Annotated in this window: 15 protein-coding genes; 8 read left to right on the top strand and 7 right to left on the bottom strand. The window is 69.5% G+C overall.

What is annotated here, in order from left to right; translation table 11 throughout:
- Nucleotides 1-221 precede the first annotated feature (221 nt).
- Nucleotides 222-1,130, top strand: coding sequence for a bile acid:sodium symporter family protein (locus FEK34_RS06895; protein WP_138447049.1), 909 nt, complete (start codon nt 222-224; stop codon nt 1,128-1,130).
- A gap of 36 nt (nt 1,131-1,166) precedes the next feature.
- Here the strand turns inward: FEK34_RS06895 and FEK34_RS06890 are convergent, their stop codons facing one another.
- Entirely contained in the window at nt 1,167-7,154 is a 5,988-nt protein-coding gene (locus FEK34_RS06890) for a non-ribosomal peptide synthetase (protein WP_138447048.1), read from the bottom strand.
- A gap of 205 nt (nt 7,155-7,359) precedes the next feature.
- Between FEK34_RS06890 and FEK34_RS06885 the strand changes: the two genes are divergently transcribed.
- Complete coding sequence (locus FEK34_RS06885; RefSeq protein WP_138447047.1) at nt 7,360-8,928, top strand: molybdopterin-dependent oxidoreductase; 1,569 nt, start codon at nt 7,360-7,362, stop codon at nt 8,926-8,928.
- A 6-nt stretch (nt 8,929-8,934) separates the two neighbouring features.
- Here the strand turns inward: FEK34_RS06885 and lexA are convergent, their stop codons facing one another.
- On the bottom strand, nt 8,935-9,579 hold the full coding sequence (gene lexA, locus FEK34_RS06880) for a transcriptional repressor LexA (protein WP_138447046.1): 645 nt from the start codon (nt 9,577-9,579) through the stop codon (nt 8,935-8,937).
- 129 nt (nt 9,580-9,708) lie between these two features.
- Here lexA and FEK34_RS06875 point away from each other — a divergent pair, with 129 nt between their 5' ends.
- Entirely contained in the window at nt 9,709-10,980 is a 1,272-nt protein-coding gene (locus FEK34_RS06875) for a lipase family protein (protein ID WP_138447045.1), read from the top strand.
- 34 nt (nt 10,981-11,014) lie between these two features.
- Here FEK34_RS06875 and FEK34_RS06870 read toward each other — a convergent pair whose 3' ends face one another.
- Both FEK34_RS06870 and FEK34_RS06865 read right to left on the bottom strand, forming a co-directional pair.
- Nucleotides 11,015-11,845 (bottom strand): alpha/beta hydrolase family protein, encoded by an 831-nt coding sequence (locus FEK34_RS06870; protein ID WP_138447495.1) that lies wholly within the window; start codon nt 11,843-11,845, stop codon nt 11,015-11,017.
- A 317-nt stretch (nt 11,846-12,162) separates the two neighbouring features.
- Nucleotides 12,163-13,476, bottom strand: coding sequence for a bifunctional o-acetylhomoserine/o-acetylserine sulfhydrylase (locus FEK34_RS06865; RefSeq protein WP_138447044.1), 1,314 nt, complete (start codon nt 13,474-13,476; stop codon nt 12,163-12,165).
- Nucleotides 13,477-13,686: 210 nt separating this feature from the next.
- Here FEK34_RS06865 and FEK34_RS06860 point away from each other — a divergent pair, with 210 nt between their 5' ends.
- From FEK34_RS06860 to FEK34_RS06840, 5 genes are all read left to right on the top strand, one after another.
- Nucleotides 13,687-14,295 carry a DUF4178 domain-containing protein gene (locus FEK34_RS06860; protein WP_249358835.1) on the top strand — a complete coding sequence of 203 codons (609 nt, stop codon included), beginning with the start codon at nt 13,687-13,689 and terminating at the stop codon, nt 14,293-14,295.
- Nucleotides 14,292-14,738, top strand: a complete 447-nt coding sequence (locus FEK34_RS06855) for a DUF4247 domain-containing protein (RefSeq protein WP_171048079.1) — start codon at nt 14,292-14,294, stop codon at nt 14,736-14,738. The genes FEK34_RS06860 and FEK34_RS06855 overlap by 4 nt, the downstream gene beginning before the upstream one ends.
- Before the next feature lie 70 nt (nt 14,739-14,808).
- Nucleotides 14,809-15,234 (top strand): DUF350 domain-containing protein, encoded by a 426-nt coding sequence (locus tag FEK34_RS06850; RefSeq protein ID WP_138447042.1) that lies wholly within the window; start codon nt 14,809-14,811, stop codon nt 15,232-15,234.
- A complete protein-coding gene (locus FEK34_RS06845) occupies nt 15,234-16,835 on the top strand; it encodes a polyamine aminopropyltransferase (RefSeq protein WP_138447041.1) in 1,602 nt (533 codons plus the stop codon). The genes FEK34_RS06850 and FEK34_RS06845 overlap by 1 nt, the downstream gene beginning before the upstream one ends.
- A 65-nt stretch (nt 16,836-16,900) precedes the next feature.
- A complete protein-coding gene (locus tag FEK34_RS06840; RefSeq protein WP_138447040.1) occupies nt 16,901-17,839 on the top strand; it encodes an alpha/beta hydrolase in 939 nt (312 codons plus the stop codon).
- Between the two features lie 301 nt (nt 17,840-18,140).
- Here FEK34_RS06840 and FEK34_RS06835 read toward each other — a convergent pair whose 3' ends face one another.
- The 3 genes from FEK34_RS06835 to FEK34_RS06825 all read right to left on the bottom strand — a co-directional run bounded on the left by FEK34_RS06835 (nt 18,141) and on the right by FEK34_RS06825 (nt 22,652).
- Nucleotides 18,141-21,041, bottom strand: coding sequence for a UPF0182 family protein (locus FEK34_RS06835; RefSeq protein WP_138447039.1), 2,901 nt, complete (start codon nt 21,039-21,041; stop codon nt 18,141-18,143).
- A gap of 96 nt (nt 21,042-21,137) precedes the next feature.
- On the bottom strand, nt 21,138-21,791 hold the full coding sequence (locus tag FEK34_RS06830; protein ID WP_138447038.1) for an isochorismatase family protein: 654 nt from the start codon (nt 21,789-21,791) through the stop codon (nt 21,138-21,140).
- A 57-nt stretch (nt 21,792-21,848) separates the two neighbouring features.
- Nucleotides 21,849-22,652 (bottom strand): SDR family oxidoreductase, encoded by an 804-nt coding sequence (locus tag FEK34_RS06825; protein WP_138447037.1) that lies wholly within the window; start codon nt 22,650-22,652, stop codon nt 21,849-21,851.
- Between the last annotated feature and the right edge of the window lie 46 nt (nt 22,653-22,698).

Raw genomic sequence — 22,698 nt, 5'->3', positions numbered from 1 at the left:
ACTTCGTTACCCGCTTCGAATTGGCAGTAAACACCCCGCTACCCGGATCGGGTGGGCGAACCGCCGCACCGACCTGCATATCTGTCACGAAATATGACGCCGGTCACAGACGCTCGAAATGGGGCGTGTCACAGTGCATCACCCATCCTGGGGACGGCGCGCTCCACCGCGATATGGCACCATCGGCGAGCGGCCGACGGGCCGGCTTCGGAAGGACGCGCATGGGCTCAACTGTTTTCGCGGTCGCGCTGCCGATCGCGCTCGGCATCGTCATGTTCGGCCTCGGGTTGACGCTGACCGTCGCCGATTTCGCCCGGGTGGCGAAGTACCCGAAGGCGGCGATCATCGCATTGACCTGCCAGCTGGTGGTGATGCCGATCATCTGTTTCGGGCTGGTGCGCGCCTTCGGGCTCGACGGCGCCCTGGCCGTCGGCATGATGCTGCTCGCCGCCTCGCCCGGCGGTTCGTCGGCCAATCTGTTCAGCCATCTCGCGGGCGGGAACGTGGCGTTGAATGTGACGCTCACCGCGATCAATTCGATGCTCGCGGTGTTCACGCTGCCGGTCGTGGTCGGCCTGTCGTATTCGGTCTTCCTCGATGACGGTGCCGGCCTCGGGCTGCAACCGGCCAAATTCCTCCAGGTCTTCGCCATCGTGCTGGTGCCCGTCGCGCTCGGTATGTGGGTGCGCGACCGGTGGACCCCGTGGGCGCTGCGCAGGCAGGGCGCGGTCAAGATCGGCTCGGGAGTGGTGCTGGTACTGGTGGTCTGCGCCGCGCTGTTCTCCGAATTCGACGCCTTCACCGACCATGTCGGCGAACTCGGCGCGATCGCGCTCCTGCTGTGCACGATCGGGCTCGGCGTCGGCTACGGCGTGCCGCGACTGTTCGGGGTTCGCCACGAGGATGCCATCGCCTCCAGCATGGAAATCGGGGTGCACAACGCGGCCCTTGCCATCGCGGTCGCGGCGACGGTCCTGAACAACGACACGATGGCCGTGCCCGCCGCGGTGTACGGGTTCCTGATGAATATCCCGGCCGGCATCGCGACCGTGGCGTTCGCGCGGTCGCGCCGGGAGACGGGCGCGAAAGAAACCGGCGTCGAATCGCCGACGGCCGATCGCACCGCCTGAGCGCTCGGCGGCCGACCGGCAAACCGCCGCGGCCGGCTAGCTCGACGCCTGCTCGACCTGCTGAGGCTCTGGCAGCACACCATCCGCGCGGAAGGCGGCCAGGTAGCGGTCGATGACCTCAGAGGTGATCGGCGGGCAGCTGATTCCCGCCGGCTCCAGGGCGCGTCGAGCACAGCTGTCGTCGAGGATCACGTCCGCGACGCCCGAATCGCCGAGGTCGGCGTAGTTGCCGATCAGCAGGGTCGCGCGCATCAGGTCGTCGTGGTCGACGGCCTGTTCGGCCAGTCGCCGCTTCGCCTCGTCCAGGTCGACGGTGTCGATGCGGTAGCCCATGCGAACGAGCCCGTCGAGGATGTCGGCCACTCGGGTCGGGGTGGTGTTGACCAGGTGGTAGCGGCCCGAGTCCGGCAGCCCGGTGTTGGCGATGGCGACCAGCGCGCGGGCCACGTAATCGACCGGGGCGAGTGAGACGGCGGTATCGCCGAGGTCGGGCGCCACGCCGAGCAGGGCGGCCGCGCGCACCATCGTCCACATCGAGTCGTCGGCGCTCATTACGCCGGTCTCGACCGAGCCCGTGATGAGCCCGGGCCGGTATACCGCGACCGGTACGCCGCGTTCACCCGCCGCCAGCACCAGCTGCTCGGCCACCCATTTGGCGGCGACATAGCCGTGCCTGGTGACCTCGGCGGCGGGGATATCGCTGTCCTCCAGCACGACTCCGCTGGTTTCGGTGCCGAGGACGGCATTGAGGGTGGAGACGAAGTGCACCGGTTTGATCCGGACGGTCGTCGCGAGCCGCAGCACCTCGGTGGTACCGCCGACATTGGCCGCGCGCAGATCCGCGTAGGACTCCAGATGATTGACCCGGGCGCCGTTGTGGTGGATGACGCTGATCCGGGCGGCCAGATCGGCGAAATCGGCCTCGCTCAGGCCCAGTCGCGGCTGTTCCAGATCGCCGGGCACCGGAACCACCCGTTCGGCCAGGTCGTGGTGGGGCAGCTGATAACGGGCCAATGCGGCGGTGATGCGGCGTAATCCGTCGGCGTGGTCGCGGCCGCGCACCAGGCACCAGATGCGGGAATCGGTGCGGTCGAGCAGTTCCCGCAGCAGATGCACGCCGAGGAAGCCGGTGGCTCCGGTGAGCAGGACGTCGCCGGTGTCGACCGGCGGTACCAGGCCCGCGATATCGATCGCGGGATCGAGCCGGGTGTCGGCGGTCAGCTCGGCGACCCAGCGGTCGTCACGGTCGGCGGCCGGTTCCAGTGCGGCCAGCGCCCGCACCGTCGGCTGTTCGAACACCGTGCGCGGGTCGACGTCGAGCCCGAGCCGTTCGGCCAGCCGCGTTCGCAGGGTGAATACCAGCAGTGAGGTGCCGCCGAGATCGAAGAAGGTGTCGTCGAGGGTGATCTCGTCGGTGCCGAGGACCTCGGCGAACACTGCGGCGACGGCGATTTCACGGTCGGTCGACGGCTTGTCGCCGGATGTCCCGGCCGCGCCTGCCTGCTCACGCACCGCAGCGGGGCGGGCAATGGAGTCACCGAGTGTCGGCGGCTGCCCGGCGACCATCCGCTGATCCGACGCACCGGCCTGCCCGTGCTCCGCGCCTCGCGATTCCGTCCCGCCGATCGCGCACGCCGGATCACCGATGATCCGCGCCACCATATCTTGGAACCGCAGCGCGATACCGGCAACCGTCGACCGGTCGTAACGTTCGGTGGCATAACGGAATTCGGCGGCGAGACCCTCGCGGCCCGGAACCTGGCGAACGGTGAGCGCGAGTTCGAAATGGGTGCTCTCCCGCGGCAGGTCGAGCACTTCCACCCGCAGGCCGTCCAGTTCGAGGGCTGGCAGCGCGGGCAGGTTCTCGAAGGAGAACACGGTCTGGAACAGCGGCGAACGGCCCTCGGCGCGTGGCGGATTCACCGCGTCGACGATGTGGTGGAACGGGACGTCGGCATTGTCGAAGGCCGCGAGCGTGGCCTCACGGACCCGGGCCAGCAGCGCGGTGAACGGCTCCCCCGGCTCGACCGCGACCCGCACCGGCAGGGTATTGACGAACATGCCGACCAGAGGGTCCAAGGCGGGATGGCCGCGGCCCGCGACCGGAGTGCCGACCGTGAGATCGGTGCTGCCGCACAGTTCGTGCAGCACCGCGAGGTAGGCGGCGTAGGTGACCATGAAAACGGTGGCGTCGTGGCGTCGGGCCAGCTCGGCCAGGGCGGAGTCCGCCGCCGGGAGCTCGATATCGACGGTGGCGCCGGGGCCCTCGCTCGCGCCCGCGCGGTCCGCGGGAAGCGGCAGGTAGGCGGGCGCCCCGGCCAGCGTGTGCGTCCAGTATGTGAGCTGGCGGGCCGCGATCGAGTCGGCGTCGGTGCGCTCGCCGAGCCGATCCTGCTGCCACAGCGCGTAATCGGCGTACTGCACCGGCAGCGGTGACCAGGCGGGGCGGGTACCGGCGGCGTGCGCGGCGTAGGCGGTCGTCAGGTCGGCGATCAAGGGGCCGAACGACCAGCCGTCGGCGGCGATGTGGTGGGCGACGAGCGCGAGCACATGCTCCTCGGCGCCCAGCCGCAGCAACCGCACCCGCACCGGGAGATCGCGGGTGAGGTCGAAAGGTGCGGCTGCGAGGTCGGACAACTGCTGATCGAGGTCGGTGCGTTCGACGTCGCTCGGGGCGAGGTCGATCAGTTCGGCGGCCCGTGCGGTGGCCAGGATCCGCTGGTAAGGCCCCGTCGCGGTCTCCGGGTAGACCGTGCGCAGCACCTCGTGCCGGTCCAGCACGGCGGTGACGGCGGCCGCGAGCACCATCGGATCCAGCGGACCGTTCAGGCCGAGCGCGACCGGCAGATGGTAGGCCGACGATTCCGGCATCAGCTGGTTGAGCAGCCACAGCCGCAGTTGGGCGGGCGCGGGCGGGATGCGGTCCGGGCGCGGGCGGACCGGGAGCTCGGGTGCGTCATCGGCGCGGGTGTCCAGGCGCGCGGCCAGGCTCGCCACCGTAGGAGCGTCGAAGATCGTCCGCACCCCGGTGCCCAGCCGGGCGGCGAGCTGCGTCGCGGTCAGCGAGGTGCCGCCGAGGGCGAAGAAATCCGCTGTCGCGCCGACGGATTCGAGGCCGAGCACCTCGGCGAAGACTGCCGCGACCCGGCGCTCGGCGGGGGTGGCCGGTGCGCGGAATCCGGTGCGGCCGAAGACCGGTGCGGGCAGCCTGCGGGTGTCGAGCTTGCCGTTGGCGGTCAACGGCAGCGCGTCGAGCACGGTGTAGGCGGCCGGGCGCAGATAGGCGGGCAGCGCCTCGGCCAGATCGTTGCGCAGCGCGTCGAGGTCGATGCTCGCGCCGTTTGCCGGGACCAGGTACGCGACGAGATGTGCTCCGGTGCGCTCATCGGTGTGCACGGTGACGGCGGCCCTGGCGATCTCCGCGCGCGCGGTCAGCACGGTCTCGATCTCGCCCGGTTCGATCCGGTGCCCACGCACTTTGATCTGAAAGTCGGTGCGGCCGTGGTAGATCAGCGCAGGATCGGGACCAGCGGTGATGGTCACCAGATCGCCGGTGCGGTAGAGCCGGTCACCCCGGCCGTAGGGGTCGGCGACGAAACGGGTCGCCGTCAGCCCCGGCTTGCCGTGATAGCCGCGCGCCAGCGCGGGACCGCCGATGTACAGCTCGCCCGGGGTGCCCGGCGGCACCGGCCGCAGCAGCGCGTCGAGCACCACCGCGCGGAAACCGCGCAGCGGAGCGCCGATGGTGACCGGCCGACCGGCCACCAGCTCGCCGATGGTGGCGATATCGGTGGCCTCGGTGGGGCCGTAGCCGTTGCGCATCAGCCGTCCCGGCGCCCAGGCCTCGACCAGATCGGCGCGGATTGCCTCGCCTCCGACCCCGAGCACCCGCAGTGACGGCAGCTGCGCCGGATCCAGGGTTGCGAGCACGGCCGGGGTGATGATCGCGTTGGTCACCGCCTCGCGGCGCATGAGCTCGGCCAGATCCGCCCCGGCCACCACATAGCGCGGTGCGACGACGAGGGTGGACGCACCGGCCAGCGCGCACAACTGCTCGCCGACCGCCATATCGAACCCGGGCGAGGCGTGATGCAGTGTGCGCGCTCCCGGATGCAGGTCGTAGCGGTCCCGGCGTTCGGCGGCCAGATTGGCCAGGCCGCCGTGGGTGACCAGGACGCCCTTCGGGGTGCCGGTCGAGCCGGAGGTGTAGATGAGGTACGCCGGATGGGCGGGGTTGAGCCGGGCGCGGCGCTCGGCGTCGGTGACCGGTCCCGCCGCGAATCCGGCGGTGGTCGCGGGATCGTCCAGCAGCAGCCAGGTGGTGGTGTCGGGCAGGCCGTCCCGCAAGGCAGCGGTGCTCACGCCGAGCCGCGCGGCGCTGTCGCCGAGAATGTGCGCGATGCGCTCGGCCGGATACCCGGGATCGATCGGCACGAACGCGGCGCCGGCCTTACTGATCGCCCACACCGCCGCCACCGATTCCGCCGAACGTTCCAGCACCATCGCGACCAGCGTCTCCGGTCCGGCGCCCGCAGCGATCAGGGCCCGCGCGAGCCGGTCGGTCCAGGCGTCGAATTCCGCGTAGGTCCAGCGCCGGTCGCCGTGCACGACGGCCGTGCCCTGCGGATTACGCGCGACCGCCGCCGCGATCAACTCCGCCAGCGGCACCGCGGGCACCGCCTCGGGCCCCGGCCAGGGCACCAGCTGCTCGCGTTCTTCCGGCCGCAGCACCTCGAGGGCGTGCACAGCGGTGCTTGCGGGTGCGGTGACGAACTCGCCAAGGAAATCCAGGAAACGCCCGTGCTGGGCGATCAACTCCGCCTGGGTGTACCGATTCGGGTTGGCCTCCCACTCCATTCGCAAACCGGAATCGGCGGGATAGATATTGACGGCGAGGTCGGCCACCGGCCCGGTGGACAGCAGGTGCAGGGTGCCGGTCGCGGCACCGAGGTCGACGCCGGCGCGGAAGTTCATGATGTTGACCGCCGGACCGAAGCCGCCGGCGTCCGGGCCGCGCTGCGCGATCCTGGCGACCTCTTCGCCACGGAAACGCTGATGACGTAGCGCCCCGTTCAACTCCCCGCGCGCGGCGGCGAGCAGCTCGGCGATGGAGGTCGCGGGCCCGGTGCGCACGCGCAGCGGTACGACATTGGTCACCATGCCGGCGGCGCGGCGCAGCAGCGCTGTGGTGCGTGCGGTCACCGGCAGGCTCAGCGTCACCTCGGGCGCGCCCGTCATCCGGGCGAGATAACCGGCCAGCGCGGCCACCAGCACAGCGGCGGTGCCGGTGTCGCCCGCAGCCCGCTCCAGCGCCGCGTGCAGCCGCGGCTCGAGCGGGCCACCCACGACGATGGCCTGGGCGGCGGGAGGTCCCGGCCGCGTCGCGAGCGTCACCGGGTCGGGCAGACCGTCGACCTTGTCGGTCCAGTACCGGCGATCGGTGTCGTGCCGGGTGGAGTGCAGGTAGGCGATATCGGCGTCGACCAGGTCGGCGGGCGAATGCTCGGGCCCGGCAGGCGGTTGCTCACCGCGCGTCATCGCCGCGTACAGCTCGGCGTGGCGCTGCTGCAACCGCATGGCGCCGTAGCCGTCGAGGGCGATGTGGTGGGCGCAGCCGTAGATGAAGTGGCGGTCGCGGGCGATGTGCAGGATCGTCGTCCGCAACGGTGGGTCGTTGCGCAGGTCGAATGGGGCGCACTGGTCCGCGCGCATCCAGGCGTGGGCGGCCGCTTCGGGATCGGGTTCGGCGCGCAGATCGAGATAGCCGATCTCGTCGTCCTGGTCGTAGTCGATCCACTGCCGCACCTGGCCGTCGAACTCGACGTCGAAGCGCAGGTAGGCGCCCAGCTCGCGGGCCGCCCGCCGCGCGGCCTCCTGATAGGTGTCGCGGTCGAGCGGGCCGGCGACGTCGATGTACTGGGTGGTCGTCAACGGAACCTCGCCCAGCAGCTGCTGGGCAAACCACACTTCCCGCTGCGCCGACGTCAACGGCAGGGACTCACCGACTTCGCCGGACGATCTCATCGCGCTCTACCTTGCAACTAGCGGACCAAAACCACGAGGTTAGCCTAGCCTTTGCCCATTGGCCACCTGAGCGTTACGGGCAGATGAGTTTGCTACAAATTAGCCATAGGCTCATCGTCGGGTGATTTTCCTGGCGGGTGCCGCATGAGAGTACTGTCCGAAGCACCGGCCCGATCGCCCGTCCCCAGCCGTTTCCGAGGGCGCCATGAACAACCGAACCCATTCGGCCGCACCCGAACCCGCACCGGTCGCGCAGGCACCGGCAGCGACGGCGGTCGCCGCGGCGGTGGCGGGCATCCTGGCGGGCGCGATGGTCCTCGGTGCCGGGCATCTGGTTGCCGCGTTCGTCGCCCCGGACGCCTCCCCGGTCTACGTCATCGGCGCGACCGTCGTCGACACCACACCGCGGCCGGTGAAGGAATGGGCGATCCGGGAGTTCGGCAGCGCCGACAAGGCGGTGCTGTTCCTGGCGATGGCGGTGGTGATGACCGTCGCCGCGGCCTGCGCGGGCCTGCTCGATCGCAGGCATCGTTACGGCAGCGCACTGCTCGCTATCGCCGGCGCGGGCGTCATGTGGGCGGCGGTGCGACGCCCGGAGGCCACCATCGGCTGGGCCCTGCCGACCCTGCTCGGCCTGATCGCGGGAATCGGCACGCTGCGGTTGCTGCTGAATCGAGCACCCGGCCTCCCCGGCGACGACGCAGTGTTCACGCGCAGGCGGTTCCTCGGCCTGGCGGTGACGGCGGGGGCGCTCGCCGCAGGTTCGGCGGCGCTGGGCCAGTGGATCGGGGCGCGGCTGCGCGATGTCACCGCGGACCGGGCCGGCTTCGCGGTGCCCTCCCCCGCCTTCCCGGCTCCGCCGATCGCCGAGGGCACCGATCTGCCGATCGACGGTCTCACCGATTTCGTCACCTCCAACCACGCCTTCTACCGGGTCGACACGGCCCTGCGGCTGCCCGCACTCACCAGCGAGGATTGGCGCCTGCGCATCCACGGCATGGTGGCGCGGCCGGTCGAGTACACCTTCGCCGACCTGCGGCGCCGGGCGGCCGTCGCCAGGATGATCACGCTGACCTGCGTGTCCAACGAAGTCGGCGGCGAGCTGGCGGGCAACGCTCTGTGGACGGGCTACCCGCTGGCCGATCTGCTGTCCGAGGCGGGGCCAGCGCCCGGCGCGGATATGGTGCTGTCGCGCAGTATCGACGGCTTCACCGCGAGCACACCGCTGGCCGCACTCACCGACGGCCGCGACGCGCTGCTCGCCGTCGGGATGAACGACGCACCGCTGCCGGTGGCGCACGGCTATCCGGCCCGGCTGGTGGTGCCCGGACTGTACGGCTACGTCTCGGCGACGAAATGGGTGGTGGAGCTCGAGGTCACCAGATTCGATGCCGCCCAAGCGTATTGGACCCGCCGCGGCTGGGCCGAACGCGCACCGGTGAAGACGGCGTCGCGGATCGATGTACCGCGCGAGCGAGCCACGCTGCCTGCCGGGCCGATCATCGTGGCGGGCGTCGCCTGGGCACAGCGGTCCGGGATCGATCTGGTCGAAGTCCAGGTGGACGATCAGCCGTGGCAGGCGGCCACCCTCGCCGCCGAATACTCGATCGACACCTGGCGGCAGTGGTGGTGGCGGTGGCAGGCCGAACCCGGCACCCACACCGTGCGGGTCCGCGCGACCGACCGCACCGGCTACCGGCAAACCGACCGGCGCACACCACCGTTCCCGGACGGGGCCACCGGCTGGCACAACCGCACCATCATCGTGCGCTGACCCGGCTCAGACCCGCCGCATCACCGACACCACCTTGCCGAGCACCACCGCGCGATCACCGTCGATGACCTCGTAGGCGGGGTTGCGCGGTTCCAGATACACGTGCCCGTTGCGGCGGCGGTACACCTTCACCGTGGCCTCGTCGTCGATCATCGCGGCGACGATATCGCCGGAATGCGCCTCCTGCTGCTGACGCACCACCACGATGTCGCCGTCGCAGATGGCCGCGTCGATCATCGAATCGCCGCGCACCCGCAGCCCGAATACCGTGCCGCGCCCGACCAATTCACGCGAGACGGTGAGCATGTCGTCGGTGTGTTCCTCGGCCAGGATCGGCGTGCCCGCCGCGATATCGCCGACCACCGGCACCGCGACGGTGCCCTCGGCCGCGACCCGCTGTTCGGTCTCGCGCAGGAACAGCCGCACATCGATCGGTCGCGCCATCGCCTCGCCGCGGCGCAGAAAACCCTTCTCCTCCAGGGCCTTCAGATGCCGCGACACCGACGACGCCGACCGCAGCCCTACCGCGTCGCCGAGCTGGCGGGTGCTGGGCGGATAGCCGCGCTCGAGCACCCACCGCTGAATGGTGGCGAGGATGTCACGCTGCCGCGGCGGCAGCGTCGAAGTGTCGAGGTGCTCGTATCCGCTCACCCGGGGAATGGTAAACGGACGGCGTTTGGGCAGATGCACAAGCCGCCCGGGCGAAGACTTCGACTTTGCGAATAGCGGGCAGATACCCCCGCGCGGTGTGCTGAGAGTCGACGACGAATGGAGTTTCCCATGCTGCACCCCTCTCGCGGCCGTCGCGTCGCTCGATGCCTGGCGCTGGCCGCGCTGGCGGCGACCTGCACCGTCGCGGCGCCCGCGACCGCCGATATCCCGCTGCCGCCGTTGCCCAATGAAGCCGAGGTGTATCCGGCGATTCCGGTGCCGACACCGCAGCAGGATCCGTGGTACGCCGATCCGGCCGATCTGGCCGGTTACCGCAACGGCGACGTCATCCGGTCGCGGGTCGTGCAGACCTATCTGCTCGGCGTGCCCATTCCGGTGCACGCGACACAGCTGCTGGTGCGTTCGTCCGACGCGCAGGGCGAGCCGCTGGCGACGGCGTCGACGGTGCTGATGCCTGGCATTCCGTGGCTGGGTCCCGGTCCGCGCCCGCTGATCTCGTATCAGGAGGCGATCGACAGCCTCGGCCAGCAGTGCAACCCCTCCTATACGCTGCGGGCCGGGTTGATGAAGGAGACGACGCTGCTCGGCCAGTTCCTCGCGGCCGGTACGGCGGTGGTGATCACCGATTTCGACGGTAAGAACAACGCCATCCTGTCGCCGGCGGAGGGCCGGATGGTGCTCGACGGTATCCGCGCCGCCCAGCGCGCCGGACTCGGCCTGGAGGCGGCGCCGGTCGGCCTGTGGGGCTACTCCGGTGGCGGCAATGCCTCAGCGGCCGCGGCCGAACAGCACCGCGGATACGCACCCGAATTGACTATCCGGGCGAGCGCCCAGGGCGGTATCCCGGGCGACAAGGTCGCGATCGCGCCGTTCGCGATTTCGGGTACGCAGCCGCAGGCCAACTTCACCGGCTGGCTGGCCGTCCTCGGGCTGGCCCGCGAATATCCGGAAATGGCGGCCTTGCTGGACCGGTATCTCACCCCCGACGGCAAGAAGGTCGCCGAGGATCTGTCCGACCGCTGCCTCTACACCACCTTCGCCACCACCCTGTTGCGGCCGATGCGCGAATACCTCACCACCCCGGATGCCCTGTCCGACCCCGTGGTGCACCGGGTGCTGGTCGAAGCGAGTTTCGGCCATCCCGAGAACACCCCGGATATGCCGCTGCTGATGTGGCATTCGTGGACCGATCAGCTGCTGCCCGCCGAACTGGCCATCGACGATGTGGTGCGCCGATACTGCGAGCGCGGAGTGAACCTGCGCTATCACAAGGTTCCGGCCTCCGAGCACATCAGCGCCGAGCTGGTGCCGGAACTGGCCACCGTCGCCTGGTTGGTGGCGGTCACCGCGGGCGCCGATCCAGGGCCGACCACCTGCTGAGCGTGCGAGGTCCGCGGCCCGGCCGTCGCGCCGCTCAGACGCCGATCCGGTCCAGCAGAGCGGTTTTCGCGGCGGCCCAGGCCGCGGAACGCGCATCACCGAAGTCGGCGTGGCCGCCGCCGGGTACCAGACGCAGGGTGACCGGATCGCCTGCCGCGCGGGCGGCCGCGGCGTAATTGCGGCTCTGGTCGGGCGAGACGGTGCCGTCGTTGTCACCGTGGACGACGGTCACCGGCAGCCCGACGGGCAGATGCTCGATGGGCGAGGCGATCCGGTAGCGGTCGGGCTGCTCGTCCGGCAGCCCGCCGAGCAGATCGCGCACGAACCGGTCGTGGCCGTTGGTCGCGGCCAGCCGCAGATCCAGCACACCGGCCATGACGGTCGCGCCGGCCAACCGCACTCGCGGGTCGGCGCCGGGAGCGTCGGGGTCGTGGATGGTGTGCCGTCCGGCCAGCCAGGCCGCCAGATGCCCGCCCGCCGAATGCCCGGCCACATGCACCCGATGCAGGTCGAGCCGCCCGCCGGCGCGATCCTGGACGACGGTCGCCAGCGATTCGGTCGCATCGTCGACGTCGGCGAGCGTCGTCGGCCAACCGCCCACCCCACCGACCCTGCGGTACTCCACATTCCACACCGCCACACCGTGGGCGACCAGATCTTCGGCCAGGACCGCCGTATAACTCAGGTCGTGCACCTGCTCCCAGCCGCCACCGTGCACGAGCACGACCACCGGAAGACCACCGGAGTCGCCCGCGGGGAGATAGAGATCGCCGAAGTTGTCGGCGGTCTTCCCGTAACTGATCCGGAGGGGACCGGGTGAGGTGCCGGCCGGCGCCGTCGTCCCGGCATCACCGCATCCGCACATCACCGCGACCAGTACAGCGAGGAAAAGGGACGAAAGCTTCCGCACCGCGACCTCCACCTTGCGCCCGATCAGGACCCGTCTCCCGCATTCAAACAGGAGTCGGGCCCGTCGCGGGCGCATCCTCGCGTGGCCCGGCCGGATCCATCCCGCCGGTTTCCGGCAGTACGTCGACGGGATGGATGCCGGGATCGGTTGCCCGCGAGTACCTCAGACCGCCACACCAGCACCGGCCGGTGACGCGCCGGTCCCCTCACCAACCGGCACGCGATACGGGTCTGCGTGAGCGGATTCGATGGAACCGAATCCCCGCGCGTGACCTACCGAGCCGCGTCGAACCCGGCCCGCAGGTCGGTGAGGATGTCGTTGATGCCTTCGATGCCGACGGCGAGGCGGACCAGGCCGGGGGTGACGCCTGCGGCGAGTTGTTGGTCGGGGGTGAGTTGGGAGTGGGTGGTGGAGGCGGGGTGGATGACCAGGGAGCGGACGTCGCCGATGTTGGCGACGTGGGAGTGCAGGGTGAGCGCGTCGACGAATTTCTTGCCCGCGTCGACCCCGCCCGCCAGTTCGAACGACACGATCGCACCCACCCCCTTCGGCGCGAGGTGCCGGCCGCGCTCGTACCACGGCGAGGACGGCAGTCCGGCGTAGGCGACCGACTCCACCTGCGGTTGCTCGGTGAGGAACTGCGCGACCGCGACGGCGTTGGCGACATGGCGTTCGATGCGCAGGCTCAGGGTTTCGATGCCCTGGGCGATGAGGAAGGCATTGAACGGCGACACCGCCGACCCCAGATCCCGCAACAGTTGCACCCGCGCCTTCAACGCATACGCGGGGGCGCCGAGGTCGGCGAACACCGCCCCGTGATAGCTGGGGTCGGGGGTGGTGAACCCCGGGAACCGGGACTGGCCGGTCGCGTCGGTGACGGTCCAGTCGAAGTGGCCGCCGTCGACGATGACCCCGGCCACCGCGGCGCCGTGGCCGCCGAGGTATTTGGTGGCCGAGTGCACCACGATGTCGGCGCCGTGGGCGAGGGGTTGGATCAGGTAGGGGGTGGCGACGGTGTTGTCCACGATCAACGGCACCCCCGCCGCATGCGCGATGCCGGCGATGCCGGGGATGTCGAAGACCGCGCTGGAGGGGTTGGCGATGGTCTCCCCGAAGAACGCCTTGGTGTTCGGGCGCACCGCCGCCCGCCACTGCTCCAGATCATCCGGATCCTCGACGAACGACACTTCGATACCGAGTTTGGGCAGGCTGTAGCGGAACAGGTTGTAGGTGCCGCCGTACAGGTGCGGGCTGGACACGATGTGATCCCCCGCCCCGGCCAGGTTCAAGATCGCATAGGTTTCCGCGGCCTGCCCCGACGCCACCAGCAGTGCCGCGACCCCGCCCTCCAATGCGGCGATGCGCTGCTCGACCGCGTCCTGGGTCGGGTTCATGATCCGGGTATAAATGTTGCCCGGCTCGGCCAAACCGAACAACGCCGCCGCGTGATCGGTATCGCGGAACGCATACGACGTCGTCTGATAGATCGGCAAGGCCCTGGCATTGGTCGTGGTGTCCGGCGACTGCCCGACGTGGATCTGCTTGGTCTCGAAGCTCCACGCGGCGGTCGGGTCGGGTTCTGTCATCGGGGCGATGCTCCTCGGGTTGCGGTGGCCGGTCAGGGAAAAGCTGGTGATCCGGGCATCACGCTAAGAAGGCCCGGCGCCGATGGCGAGGGTTGTGTTCAGCTCGAGCCCAACCGTGGTCAGGGCACCGCACCTGTCCCCCGGGCACGGGGCAAGAGTGTTAGGGTCGCCGAGGAGTTCGGACCGGGAGGGGTTGTCATCACCGCATTCTTGATCGTCGCGCTGATCGTGGTCATCGTCCTGGCGTGCGTCTCGTTCTACATGGTGTACAAGCTCACCAAGGACAAGCGCGCACAGGAACAGGCCCGGCCGTCCGCGCCGGTGGACCCGTTCGCCGACAAGGACGCCGATGCCCTGCGCGGTGACCCGCGCGCCCTGAAGGCCGGCGACATCGTCGACATCTTCGGCCAGACCTACACCGTGCGCGGCACCCTCCGCCTGAAAGAGGGCGGCTACCAGTGGGCCGAGCACCTCCTCGACACCGGCAACGACATCCAGCACTGGCTGTCGGTGGAGGAAGACCCCGACCTGGAACTGGTGCTGTGGACCGAAACCGCGGGGCTGCCCGCGCCGGGCCCGGCCGAACTCGAGCACGAGGGCAAACGGTTCCGCCTGGAGGAGACCGGCACCGCGCGCTTCGCCAGTGAAGCCACCACCGGCCTCGCCCCCAGCGGCGTGCTGACCTACCACGATTACCGCGCCGACGACGGCACCCGCCTGTCGTTCGAGGAGTTCGGCGACGCGGGCCGCAAAGAAGGCACCCTCGGCCAGGTGCTCAACCGCAGTGCCGTCATGATCTACCCCCAGCAGCAATCGTGAACCGAACTGCCTGGCTGGTCACCGGCATCATCTCGGTGATCGTGGCCATCGCGCTGGTCATCGCCCTCATCGCCCGCGTCGGCGACAGTGACGATCCACGCGATTACATCGCCGACAACTACACCAGGGCGGCCGCGCTCGACGAACCGAACAACGGCATGGTCTACACCGCCGCCGCGGCGGCGCCGATCGTCGCGAACCAGATCGCCGGTGCGGTGCGGCCGCTGGACAAGCGCAGCACCGAGGACAAGATCTTCCTGCAATACCGCGACGACATCGTCGCCGTCACCCCGTATCAGGGCGGAGCCAAGATCCTGGTCGACGACTACCGCACCGGCCACCGCAGGCACAGCCACTACGTCAGCAGCTACGGCTGGTCCAGCAGCGGGGGCGGCGGATCCGGTGGCGGCTTCCGCGGCGGCGGCAGCGGCGACGGCAAATAGCGCCCATCCGCCCAGCACCAGCCCATCCGCCCAGGACAACCGACGGACAATTCCGGCTCAGGAGGACAACATGCTCGAAGATCTCCCCGCGGACGCGGGCGCCGCGCTCGCGTACTGCGGGGTCGGGATCGCGCTGATGGCGCTCGGTTTCGTCATCGTCGACATCCTCACCCCCGGCAACCTGCGCAGGCAGATCTGGATCGAACGCAACCGCAACGCGGCGCTGCTGGTCTCAGCGAATCTGCTGGGCGTCGGCATCATCGTGGCCACCGCCATCTGGACCTCACAGGGCGCGATCGGCGCGGCCCTGGCCTCCAGCGCGGTGTACGGCGTGATCGGGCTGGCCGCGATGGCGCTGGCGTTCCTGCTGCTGGATCTGGTCACCCCGGGTGAGTTCCGTGGCGTGGTCGCCGAGAAGGAGCTGCATCCCGGCGTGTGGGTCAGCGCGGCCCTGCATCTCGCCGTCGCCGGTGTGGTGGCGGCCGGCCTGACCTAGTGTCCGCTCCGGCGCAGACCGAACATCCGACCGATACCGGCGTCGCCGATACCGGCGGGACGGTCGGCTCCGGTCCGCGTCGCCGGTTCGCCCGGATCGCGCTGCTGATCACCGTCTTCATCTGCGCCGCCTGCGGTCTGGTCTACGAGCTGTCGCTGGTCACTCTCGGCAGCTATCTGATCGGCGATACCGCCGCGCAGGCCTCGATCACCTTGAGTGTGATGGTGTGCGCGATGGGGCTCGGTGCGCTGGCGGCCAAACCGTTGCGCCATCGCGCGGCGGCCGCGTTCGTCGGGGTGGAGCTGGCGCTGGCGACGGTCGGCGGGCTGTCGGTGCTCGCCCTGTACGCCGCCTACGCCTGGCTCGACCTCTACACCGCGGCGCTGGTGCTGATCTCGATCGTCATCGGGGCGTTGATCGGCGCGGAGATCCCGCTGCTGATGGAGCTGCTGCAACGGATCCGCCGCCAGGCCGCTGGCAGCGCGGTGGCCGACCTGTTCGCCGCCGACTATGTGGGTGCGCTGCTGGGCGGCTTGGCTTTTCCGTTCCTGCTGCTGCCGGTATTCGGCCAGATCCGCGGCAGCCTCATCGTCGGCGTGGTGAACGCGCTGGCCGGGCTGGCATTGATCTTCGTGTGGTTCCGCGACGATCTGCGCCGGGCCACCCGCTGGCTGCTGGGTTCGCTCACCGTGCTGGTGGCGGCGGTGCTGGTGGGCAGCTACCTCTACGCCGACCGGTTCGAGGCCACCGCACAGCAGGCGTTGTTCGCGCATCCGATCGTGTGGCGGGAGCAGACGCCGTATCAGCAGATCGTCCTCACCGAATCCTTGTCGCCGTTCGGCACCACCGACACCCGGCTGTTCCTCAACGGCGATCTGCAATTCTCCTCGGTCGACGAATACCGCTATCACGAGGCGCTGGTGCATCCGGCGCTGGCGGGTGCCCGCGCGAACGTCCTGGTGCTCGGCGGCGGTGACGGACTGGCGTTGCGCGAGATCCTGAAGTATCCGGATGTGGCGGCGGTGACACTGGTCGAACTGGATCCGGAGATGATCCACCTGGCCCGCACCGATGCGCGGATCACCGCGTTGAATCGGCATTCCTTCGACGATCCGCGGGTCACCGTGGTCACCGCCGACGCGTTCTCCTGGCTGCGCGCGGCGCCCGGGCAGTTCGACGCGGTGCTCATCGATCTGCCGGACCCCGATCAGACCTCGATCGCCAAGCTGTACTCCACCGAGTTCTACGCGCTGGCCGCGGGCGCGCTCGCACCTCACGGCACGATGGTGGTGCAGGCCGGTTCCCCGTTCTTCGCGCCGCGCTCGTTCTGGTGCATCGATGCCACCGTGCGCGCCGCCGGGTTGCGCACCCTGCCCTATCACGTCGACGTGCCGAGTTTCGGCGATTGGGGTTTCGTGCTGGCCACCCGCGACACCGCGCCCCGGCTGCGGCTGGACCCGCCGGCACCGCTGCGTTCGATCGACGAGTCGAGTCTGGCCGCGGCCGCGGTGTTCGCGCCGGACCGCCGCGATACCGGCGAACGTCCGTCGACGCTGATGCATCCGCGGATTCTCGACCTCGAACGCGGCGAATGGCAGTGAACCGGGCTCGCGCCCGCGGCGTGTAGATCTCGCGGCCACCCGCCGCGGGGCGGTACAACGGAAGAGTGAAGGCTTCGAAGCTCTTGGCCGCAGTCGTCTGCGCCGTCGCCGCTTCCGCCGTTCTCACCGGCCCGGCGGCGGCCGCTCCTTCGGGTTCGCGCGTGGTGGCCGAATCTCCCATCGCGCCCCGGGTTTCGCAGATCGACGTGTACTCGCCGTCGATGGACAAGGTCGTCACCAACCGGGTGATCCGGGCCGCGGGCGCGGGTGCGCCGACGTTGTACCTGCTGACCGGCGCGGGTGGCGGTTCCGACGGCATCTCCTGGTGGAACGACACCGATGTGGCCCAGTTCTTTGCCGACAAGTACGTCAATGTGGTGATGCCGGTCGGTGGCGGCTACAGCCTCTACACCGATTGGATGGCCGACGATCCGCTGATGGGCCGCAACAAGTGGCAGACGTATCTGACCCGGGAGCTGCCCGGAGTGATGGACGCGCGGCTGGGCGCCAGCGGCCGCAATGCCATCGCCGGAGTGTCGATGAGCGGCGCCTCCGCCATCGATCTCGCCATCCAAGGTGGTCCGCTCTACAGTGCCGTCGCCTCGTACAGCGGTTGCCCCTGGGCGACCGATCCGGTGGGTGTGTCGCTGGCCGGTGCGCAGGTGCTTCGTGGTGGCGGCAATCCGGGCAATGTCTGGGGTATGCCGGGCGGTCCGGGGTGGCAGGCGCATGACGCGTTCCTGAACGCGCATCGCCTCGCGGGTAAGTCGATCTTCTTGTCGGCGGCGTCGGGTATTCCGGGCGGGATCGATAAGGGCGGCTTGCCGATGCCTCCGGTCGAGGCCATCGCGAGCGCGTGCACGGGTGCCTTCGCGGGCCGGTTGGCGTCGCTGGGTATTGCTGCGACGCATATCAATCGGCCGTCTGGTTCACATACGTGGGGGCAGTTCGAAACGGACCTGCACGATTCGTGGCCGCACTTGGCTCGCGCGATCGGCGCATGAAGTAGGTGTGCTGGGATCAGCTGGTGAAAACCCCCTGAACAGAGCAGTCCCCGGTAGTCTCCATCGAATCCATGAACCTCAGTCGTCGCTGATGGCTCCGGTTATTCGACTGGCTTGCCGGGGGCCTAGCCGGATCTTGAAGAAATGTGACCACCGTTTTCTGGACGTCTCCATCGAACGCGTCACACCCTTCGGTGTTCCGGTATATGTCCAGTATGGCCCTGATTCGGCGCCAGTCAAGACCCCTGGCGCCTCGATCCGGCGTCTCTTCGAAGCCTTCTGCCCAGCGCGGAGTCCGCGCTCATCCGCCCGGTCGTGGCAGCCCCTCGACCTGCTGCTGAATGCGGTCGAGCGCGTCGCGGATGGCGTCGATCTGGGCATTGAGTTCGGCGATGGTCGCCTCATCGATCGCGGGAGCCTGCACGGGCGGCCCGGACGGCGGCGCGGGTCGAGGCCGGCCCGGTGGTGGCGGTGCGGCGGGCCCGCCGCCCGGCGCGGTGGCGAGGTTGCCGGTCTCCGGGCCGAAGACCTGATCCAGTGCCTCGGCGAGGGTCGGCGCGTACCCCACGCGGACGCCGCCGGTGCCGGGGTCGCGGTAGCTCACCAGCATCCGCGCCAGCTGCGGGAACGTCGACCCGTTGGGCGTGGTGGAGATCCGCTCGGTGAACAGCGGTTCGACATACAGCACGCCGCCTTCGGCGATCGGCAGGGTGAGCAGATTGCCGTACTGGATGCGGTTGGAACGTTCGAGCAGGGTGCGTTCGGAGGCCACCCTGGTGTCGGAGATCATCGAGTTCTGGATCTGCTGCGGCCCCTGGGTGAGGGTGTCGGTGGGCAGTTGCAGCACCGTGAATCTGCCGTAGCCGTCCGGATCGCATTCGACGGAAATGTAGGCGGACAGGAACTCCCGATTGAACCCGACCATCGCGCTGGCCAGCCGGAACGACGGATCGGCGGTGTCCGGATCGCCCATCAGCACGTAGAACGGCGGCTGGTGCGGGTTGGTCTCGACGGTCGGATCGCTGGGCACCGACCAGAACGCGTTGGTGGTGAAGAACTCTCGCGGTTCGTCCACGTGATACTTGGCCAGCATCTCGCGCTGGATGGAGAACAGGTCCTCCGGATACCGGAAGTGGGCGCGCAGTTCTTCGCTGACCGCCTCCGGAGGTTCCACGGTCCCGGGGAAGACGTTCATCCACGCCGCCAGCACCGGATCGTCGCGATCGACCTGATAGAGGGTCACCGTGCCGTCGTAGGCGTCGACGGTGGCCTTGATCGAGTTGCGCACATAGGAGATCTCGTCGAACGGCCCGCCCTCGGCCTCGTTGCCGGGAGCCAGCGCCTCGAGCGAGCTGCGCTTGGCGTACGGATACCCGTCGACGGTGGTGTAGGCGTCGACGATCCACACGATCCGCCCGTCGACCACCGCGGGATAGGGGTCGTTGTCGGTGGTCAGCCACGGCGCGACGAGTTCGACCCGGTGGCGGGGATCGCGGTTGAAGATGATCTTGGAATCGGCGTCGATGGCATCGGAGAAGATGATGTTGCGTTCGGCGTAGTTCACCGCGAACGCCAGCCGGTTGACCCAGTTGCCGATCGGCACGCCGCCCGCGCCGTCGTAGGTGTACTTGGTCGTGTCGGTGTCGTATTCGCGGGGTTCGGTGCCACCGCCGACCATGGCGTAATCCGGGTCGGCCGCGGCGATCACTTCGCCGAAATAGATGCGCGGCTGGTCGACCGGGATCACCTGCTGCCCGGACGCGGCGCTGGCGATATCGCTGACGGTGTAGATGGGATAGCCGCTGTTGCTGCTCTCCGCGTCCCCGGCCGCGTCACGCACCGCGGCATTGACCCGGTTGGCCGGTGCGGCGACGAAGCCGTTGCCGTGGGTGTAGACGGTGTGCCGGTTGACCCAGTGCCGCTGGTTGGCGCTGAGCGCGCTCGGCGTCAGCTCCCTGGCGGCGACCACGTAATCGCGCAGCTGCCCGTCGATGCGGTAGCGGTCGAGGTCGAGCTTGTCGGGGAAGCTGTAGAAGTTCTTCAGCTGCTGCTGCTGGGTGAAGGTGCGCGAGAGCACGTTCGGGTCGAGCAGGCGCACATTGGCGATGGTGGTGGCGTCGGCCGGGACCTGCGGCGGCGGTTTGGTCCCGATCCCCGGATAGGGCTGATAGTCCACCCGGTCGCTGCCGATCCCGTAGGCCTGCCGGGTGGCGGCGATATTGCGTTCGATGTAGACGCGTTCCTTGTCGGCGGCATTGGGCCGGACCGAGAGCTGCTCGACCGCCAGCGGCCACACCCCGCCCAACAGAATCGAGGACAGCAACAGCAGCGCCGCCGCCATCGCCGGAATGCGCAGATCGCGCACCACCACCGCGGAGAACACCGCGGCCGCGCAGATGATCGCGATGGCGAACATGATCAGCCGGGCGGGCAGCACCGCGTTGATGTCGGTATAGCCGGCCCCGGCGAAGGTGGGTTCGCGGCTGTGGCTCGACAGCAGCGCGTACCGGTCCAGCCAATACGCGACGGCCTTCAGCAGGATGAACGAACCGGCCAGCACCGCGAGCTGCACCCGGGCCGCCGTGGTGAGACCGGGGAACTTGCCGGTCAGCCTGATGCCGCCGAGCAGATAATGCGCGGCGAGGGCGGCCAGGAAGGCGAGCACGACGGTGGCGAACAGCCAGCTCACCACCAGCCGGTAGAACGGCAGATCGAAGACGAAGAAGCCGATGTCGTGCCCGAATTCGGGGTCGTCGATGCCGAAGGCCCCGCCGTGCAGGAACAGCTGCACCGTCGTCCAGCGCGACTGCCCGATCAGCCCGCAGAGCAGCCCGAGCGCGCCGCCGATGCCGAGCCCGAACCACAGCGGCTTGCGCAGCAGCACGCTGCGATAGGGCAGCAGATAGTCCTCACGCTCGTCGTCGGTGATGAGCAGCGGCCGGTAGCGGTAGGCCAGCCACATCGCCGCGAACAGCACACCGCCGACGAACAGCCCGATCAGCACGAACATCGCTACCCGGGTGAGCAGGACGGTGCGCCAGACCTCGCGGTAGCCCACCTCGCCGAACCACAGCCAGCCGATATAGACCCCGATCAGCCGCGGCACGACCAGCAGCAGCACGACGAGCATCGCCACGGTGATCACCAGCAGCCGTACGCTGCCCGGTAACCGCCGCCAGCTGGGAATCTCGCGTGTGCTCATCACCGGCTCTCCCGTGGCTGCACCGGCCGAGGGGTGGGAGGCCGGCGCTGGCCGTGTGACCCGATACTACCGGCGCGGCCCGGCGGCGGGCTCGGCTCAACGGGCGCGGGCGGGTACCTCGCTGAGCTGTTCGAGCAGATCAGCGGTGCTCAGCACGGCACCGCAGCGGCGCGCGGTGTAGTTCAACGCCATGAGGTGTTCGTCGCGGCTGAAATCGGCGGTGGCATCCAGGGCCAGGAACGGGCGCACATCGCTCATGAACGCCTCCGCGGCGCTGAGCATGCAGCCCATATGGGTGTAGACGCCGGTGATCATCAGCTGATCGCGGTTGTAGAAGGCGAGCAGCTCGCGCAGGTCGGTGCGCTGGAAGGCCGAATACCGCCATTTGGTGACCTGGATATCGCCGGCATGCGGGCGCAATGCGGGCACCACCTCGGTGTCGGGGCCCTGCGACATGCCGGTGCCCCAGAAGTCGGCAAGGATGCCGCGGCGCGAGGGGTGCTGGTTGCCCGGCTGCATGGTGTAGACGACCGGGACGCCGAGTTCGTGGCAGCGATCGCGCAGCCGGGCGATATTGGCGAGCAGGGTGCGGGCCGGATCCCGCTCGACGTCGTAGGCGGACAGGAAATACTGCTGCATATCGTGGATCAGCAGGGCGCTGCGCTCCGGTGTGACGGTCCAGGCCACCTCGTTCGGTGCGATCTCGTCCGCGGTGGGTAGCTCGTAGGGCGCGATCGGGGGTATGGGCATGAGATCTCTCCGGTTGGTCGTATCAGTGCTGACGGCAGGGCGCTGGGCCCGGGGATTTCACATGTCGAGCGTGGCGCCGCCGTCGACTCGCAGGTCGTGCATGGTGATGTGGCGGGCGTCCGCGGAGGCGAGGAAACGCACCGCCGCGGCGATATCGTCGGCGGTGGCGATGCGGCGCAAGGGAATACCGAGGCGGTAGGCGTGCGCGTCGCCGTCGAGCAGCGCGGCGCGGGCGGTGTCGTCGAGCGGGCGATCGTCGTCGGCGTAGAGCCCGCGCAGCATGGCGGTATCGGTGGAGCCCGGCGAGACCAGGTTCACCCGGACGCCGTGCGGGGCGACCTGGAGGGCGAGCGCGCGGGTGAAGGCCGTGGCGGCGGCCTTCGAGGCGCAGTAGGCGGCCATCCCGACGCGCGGTGTGGCGGCCGCGTTGGACGACACCACCACGATCGAACCCCTTCCGGCCGCGACCATCTCGCGCGCGGCGCGCTGGGTGACCAGCATGGTGGCGGTGGCATTGGCCGCCAGGCTGGTGTCCCAGTCCTGCGCGGTGATCTCCAGAGCGCTGCCCGCGCGCATGACGCCCGCGGCGTGCGCGACCACATCGGGGGCGCCGTGCTCGGCGACGAGCGCGTCGAACGCGGCGTCGACGGCCTTCGCGTCGGTCAGGTCGACTTCGGTCGCGATCACCGAACACGCTGCGGCAGTGGCGAGGTCGCCGGCGACCTGGTGGACGCGCGGATCACGGTCCCAGAGGGCGAGGACGTGGGATTCCGGTGCGAACCGCTGCGCTACTGCCGCGCCGATTCCGGCGGCGGCCCCGGTGACGACGACCACGCGCTGTCCCGAAACGTTCATGAACATGAGGTTAGCCTAACCTGATAAGAATGGGGAGCTTCCGCTCGCGATG

Source organism: Nocardia cyriacigeorgica (assembly GCF_005863245.1).
GTDB classification, from domain to species: Bacteria; Actinomycetota; Actinomycetes; order Mycobacteriales; family Mycobacteriaceae; genus Nocardia; species Nocardia cyriacigeorgica_C.
The sequence above is the reverse complement of the archived record's forward strand: the minus strand, read 5'-3'. Positions and strand labels throughout refer to the sequence as shown.

Bases quoted from the DNA above. Each gene is read 5' to 3' on its own strand.
- FEK34_RS06895 (WP_138447049.1), top strand. From the start codon at position 222: ATGGGCTCAACTGTTTTCGCGGTCGCGCTGCCGATCGCGCTCGGCATC.
- FEK34_RS06890 (WP_138447048.1), bottom strand. From the start codon at position 7,154: ATGAGATCGTCCGGCGAAGTCGGTGAGTCCCTGCCGTTGACGTCGGCG.
- FEK34_RS06885 (WP_138447047.1), top strand. From the start codon at position 7,360: ATGAACAACCGAACCCATTCGGCCGCACCCGAACCCGCACCGGTCGCG.
- FEK34_RS06875 (WP_138447045.1), top strand. From the start codon at position 9,709: ATGCTGCACCCCTCTCGCGGCCGTCGCGTCGCTCGATGCCTGGCGCTG.
- FEK34_RS06870 (WP_138447495.1), bottom strand. From the start codon at position 11,845: ATGTGCGGATGCGGTGATGCCGGGACGACGGCGCCGGCCGGCACCTCA.
- FEK34_RS06865 (WP_138447044.1), bottom strand. From the start codon at position 13,476: ATGACAGAACCCGACCCGACCGCCGCGTGGAGCTTCGAGACCAAGCAG.
- FEK34_RS06850 (WP_138447042.1), top strand. From the start codon at position 14,809: ATGCTCGAAGATCTCCCCGCGGACGCGGGCGCCGCGCTCGCGTACTGC.
- FEK34_RS06835 (WP_138447039.1), bottom strand. From the start codon at position 21,041: ATGAGCACACGCGAGATTCCCAGCTGGCGGCGGTTACCGGGCAGCGTA.
- FEK34_RS06830 (WP_138447038.1), bottom strand. From the start codon at position 21,791: ATGCCCATACCCCCGATCGCGCCCTACGAGCTACCCACCGCGGACGAG.
- FEK34_RS06825 (WP_138447037.1), bottom strand. From the start codon at position 22,652: ATGTTCATGAACGTTTCGGGACAGCGCGTGGTCGTCGTCACCGGGGCC.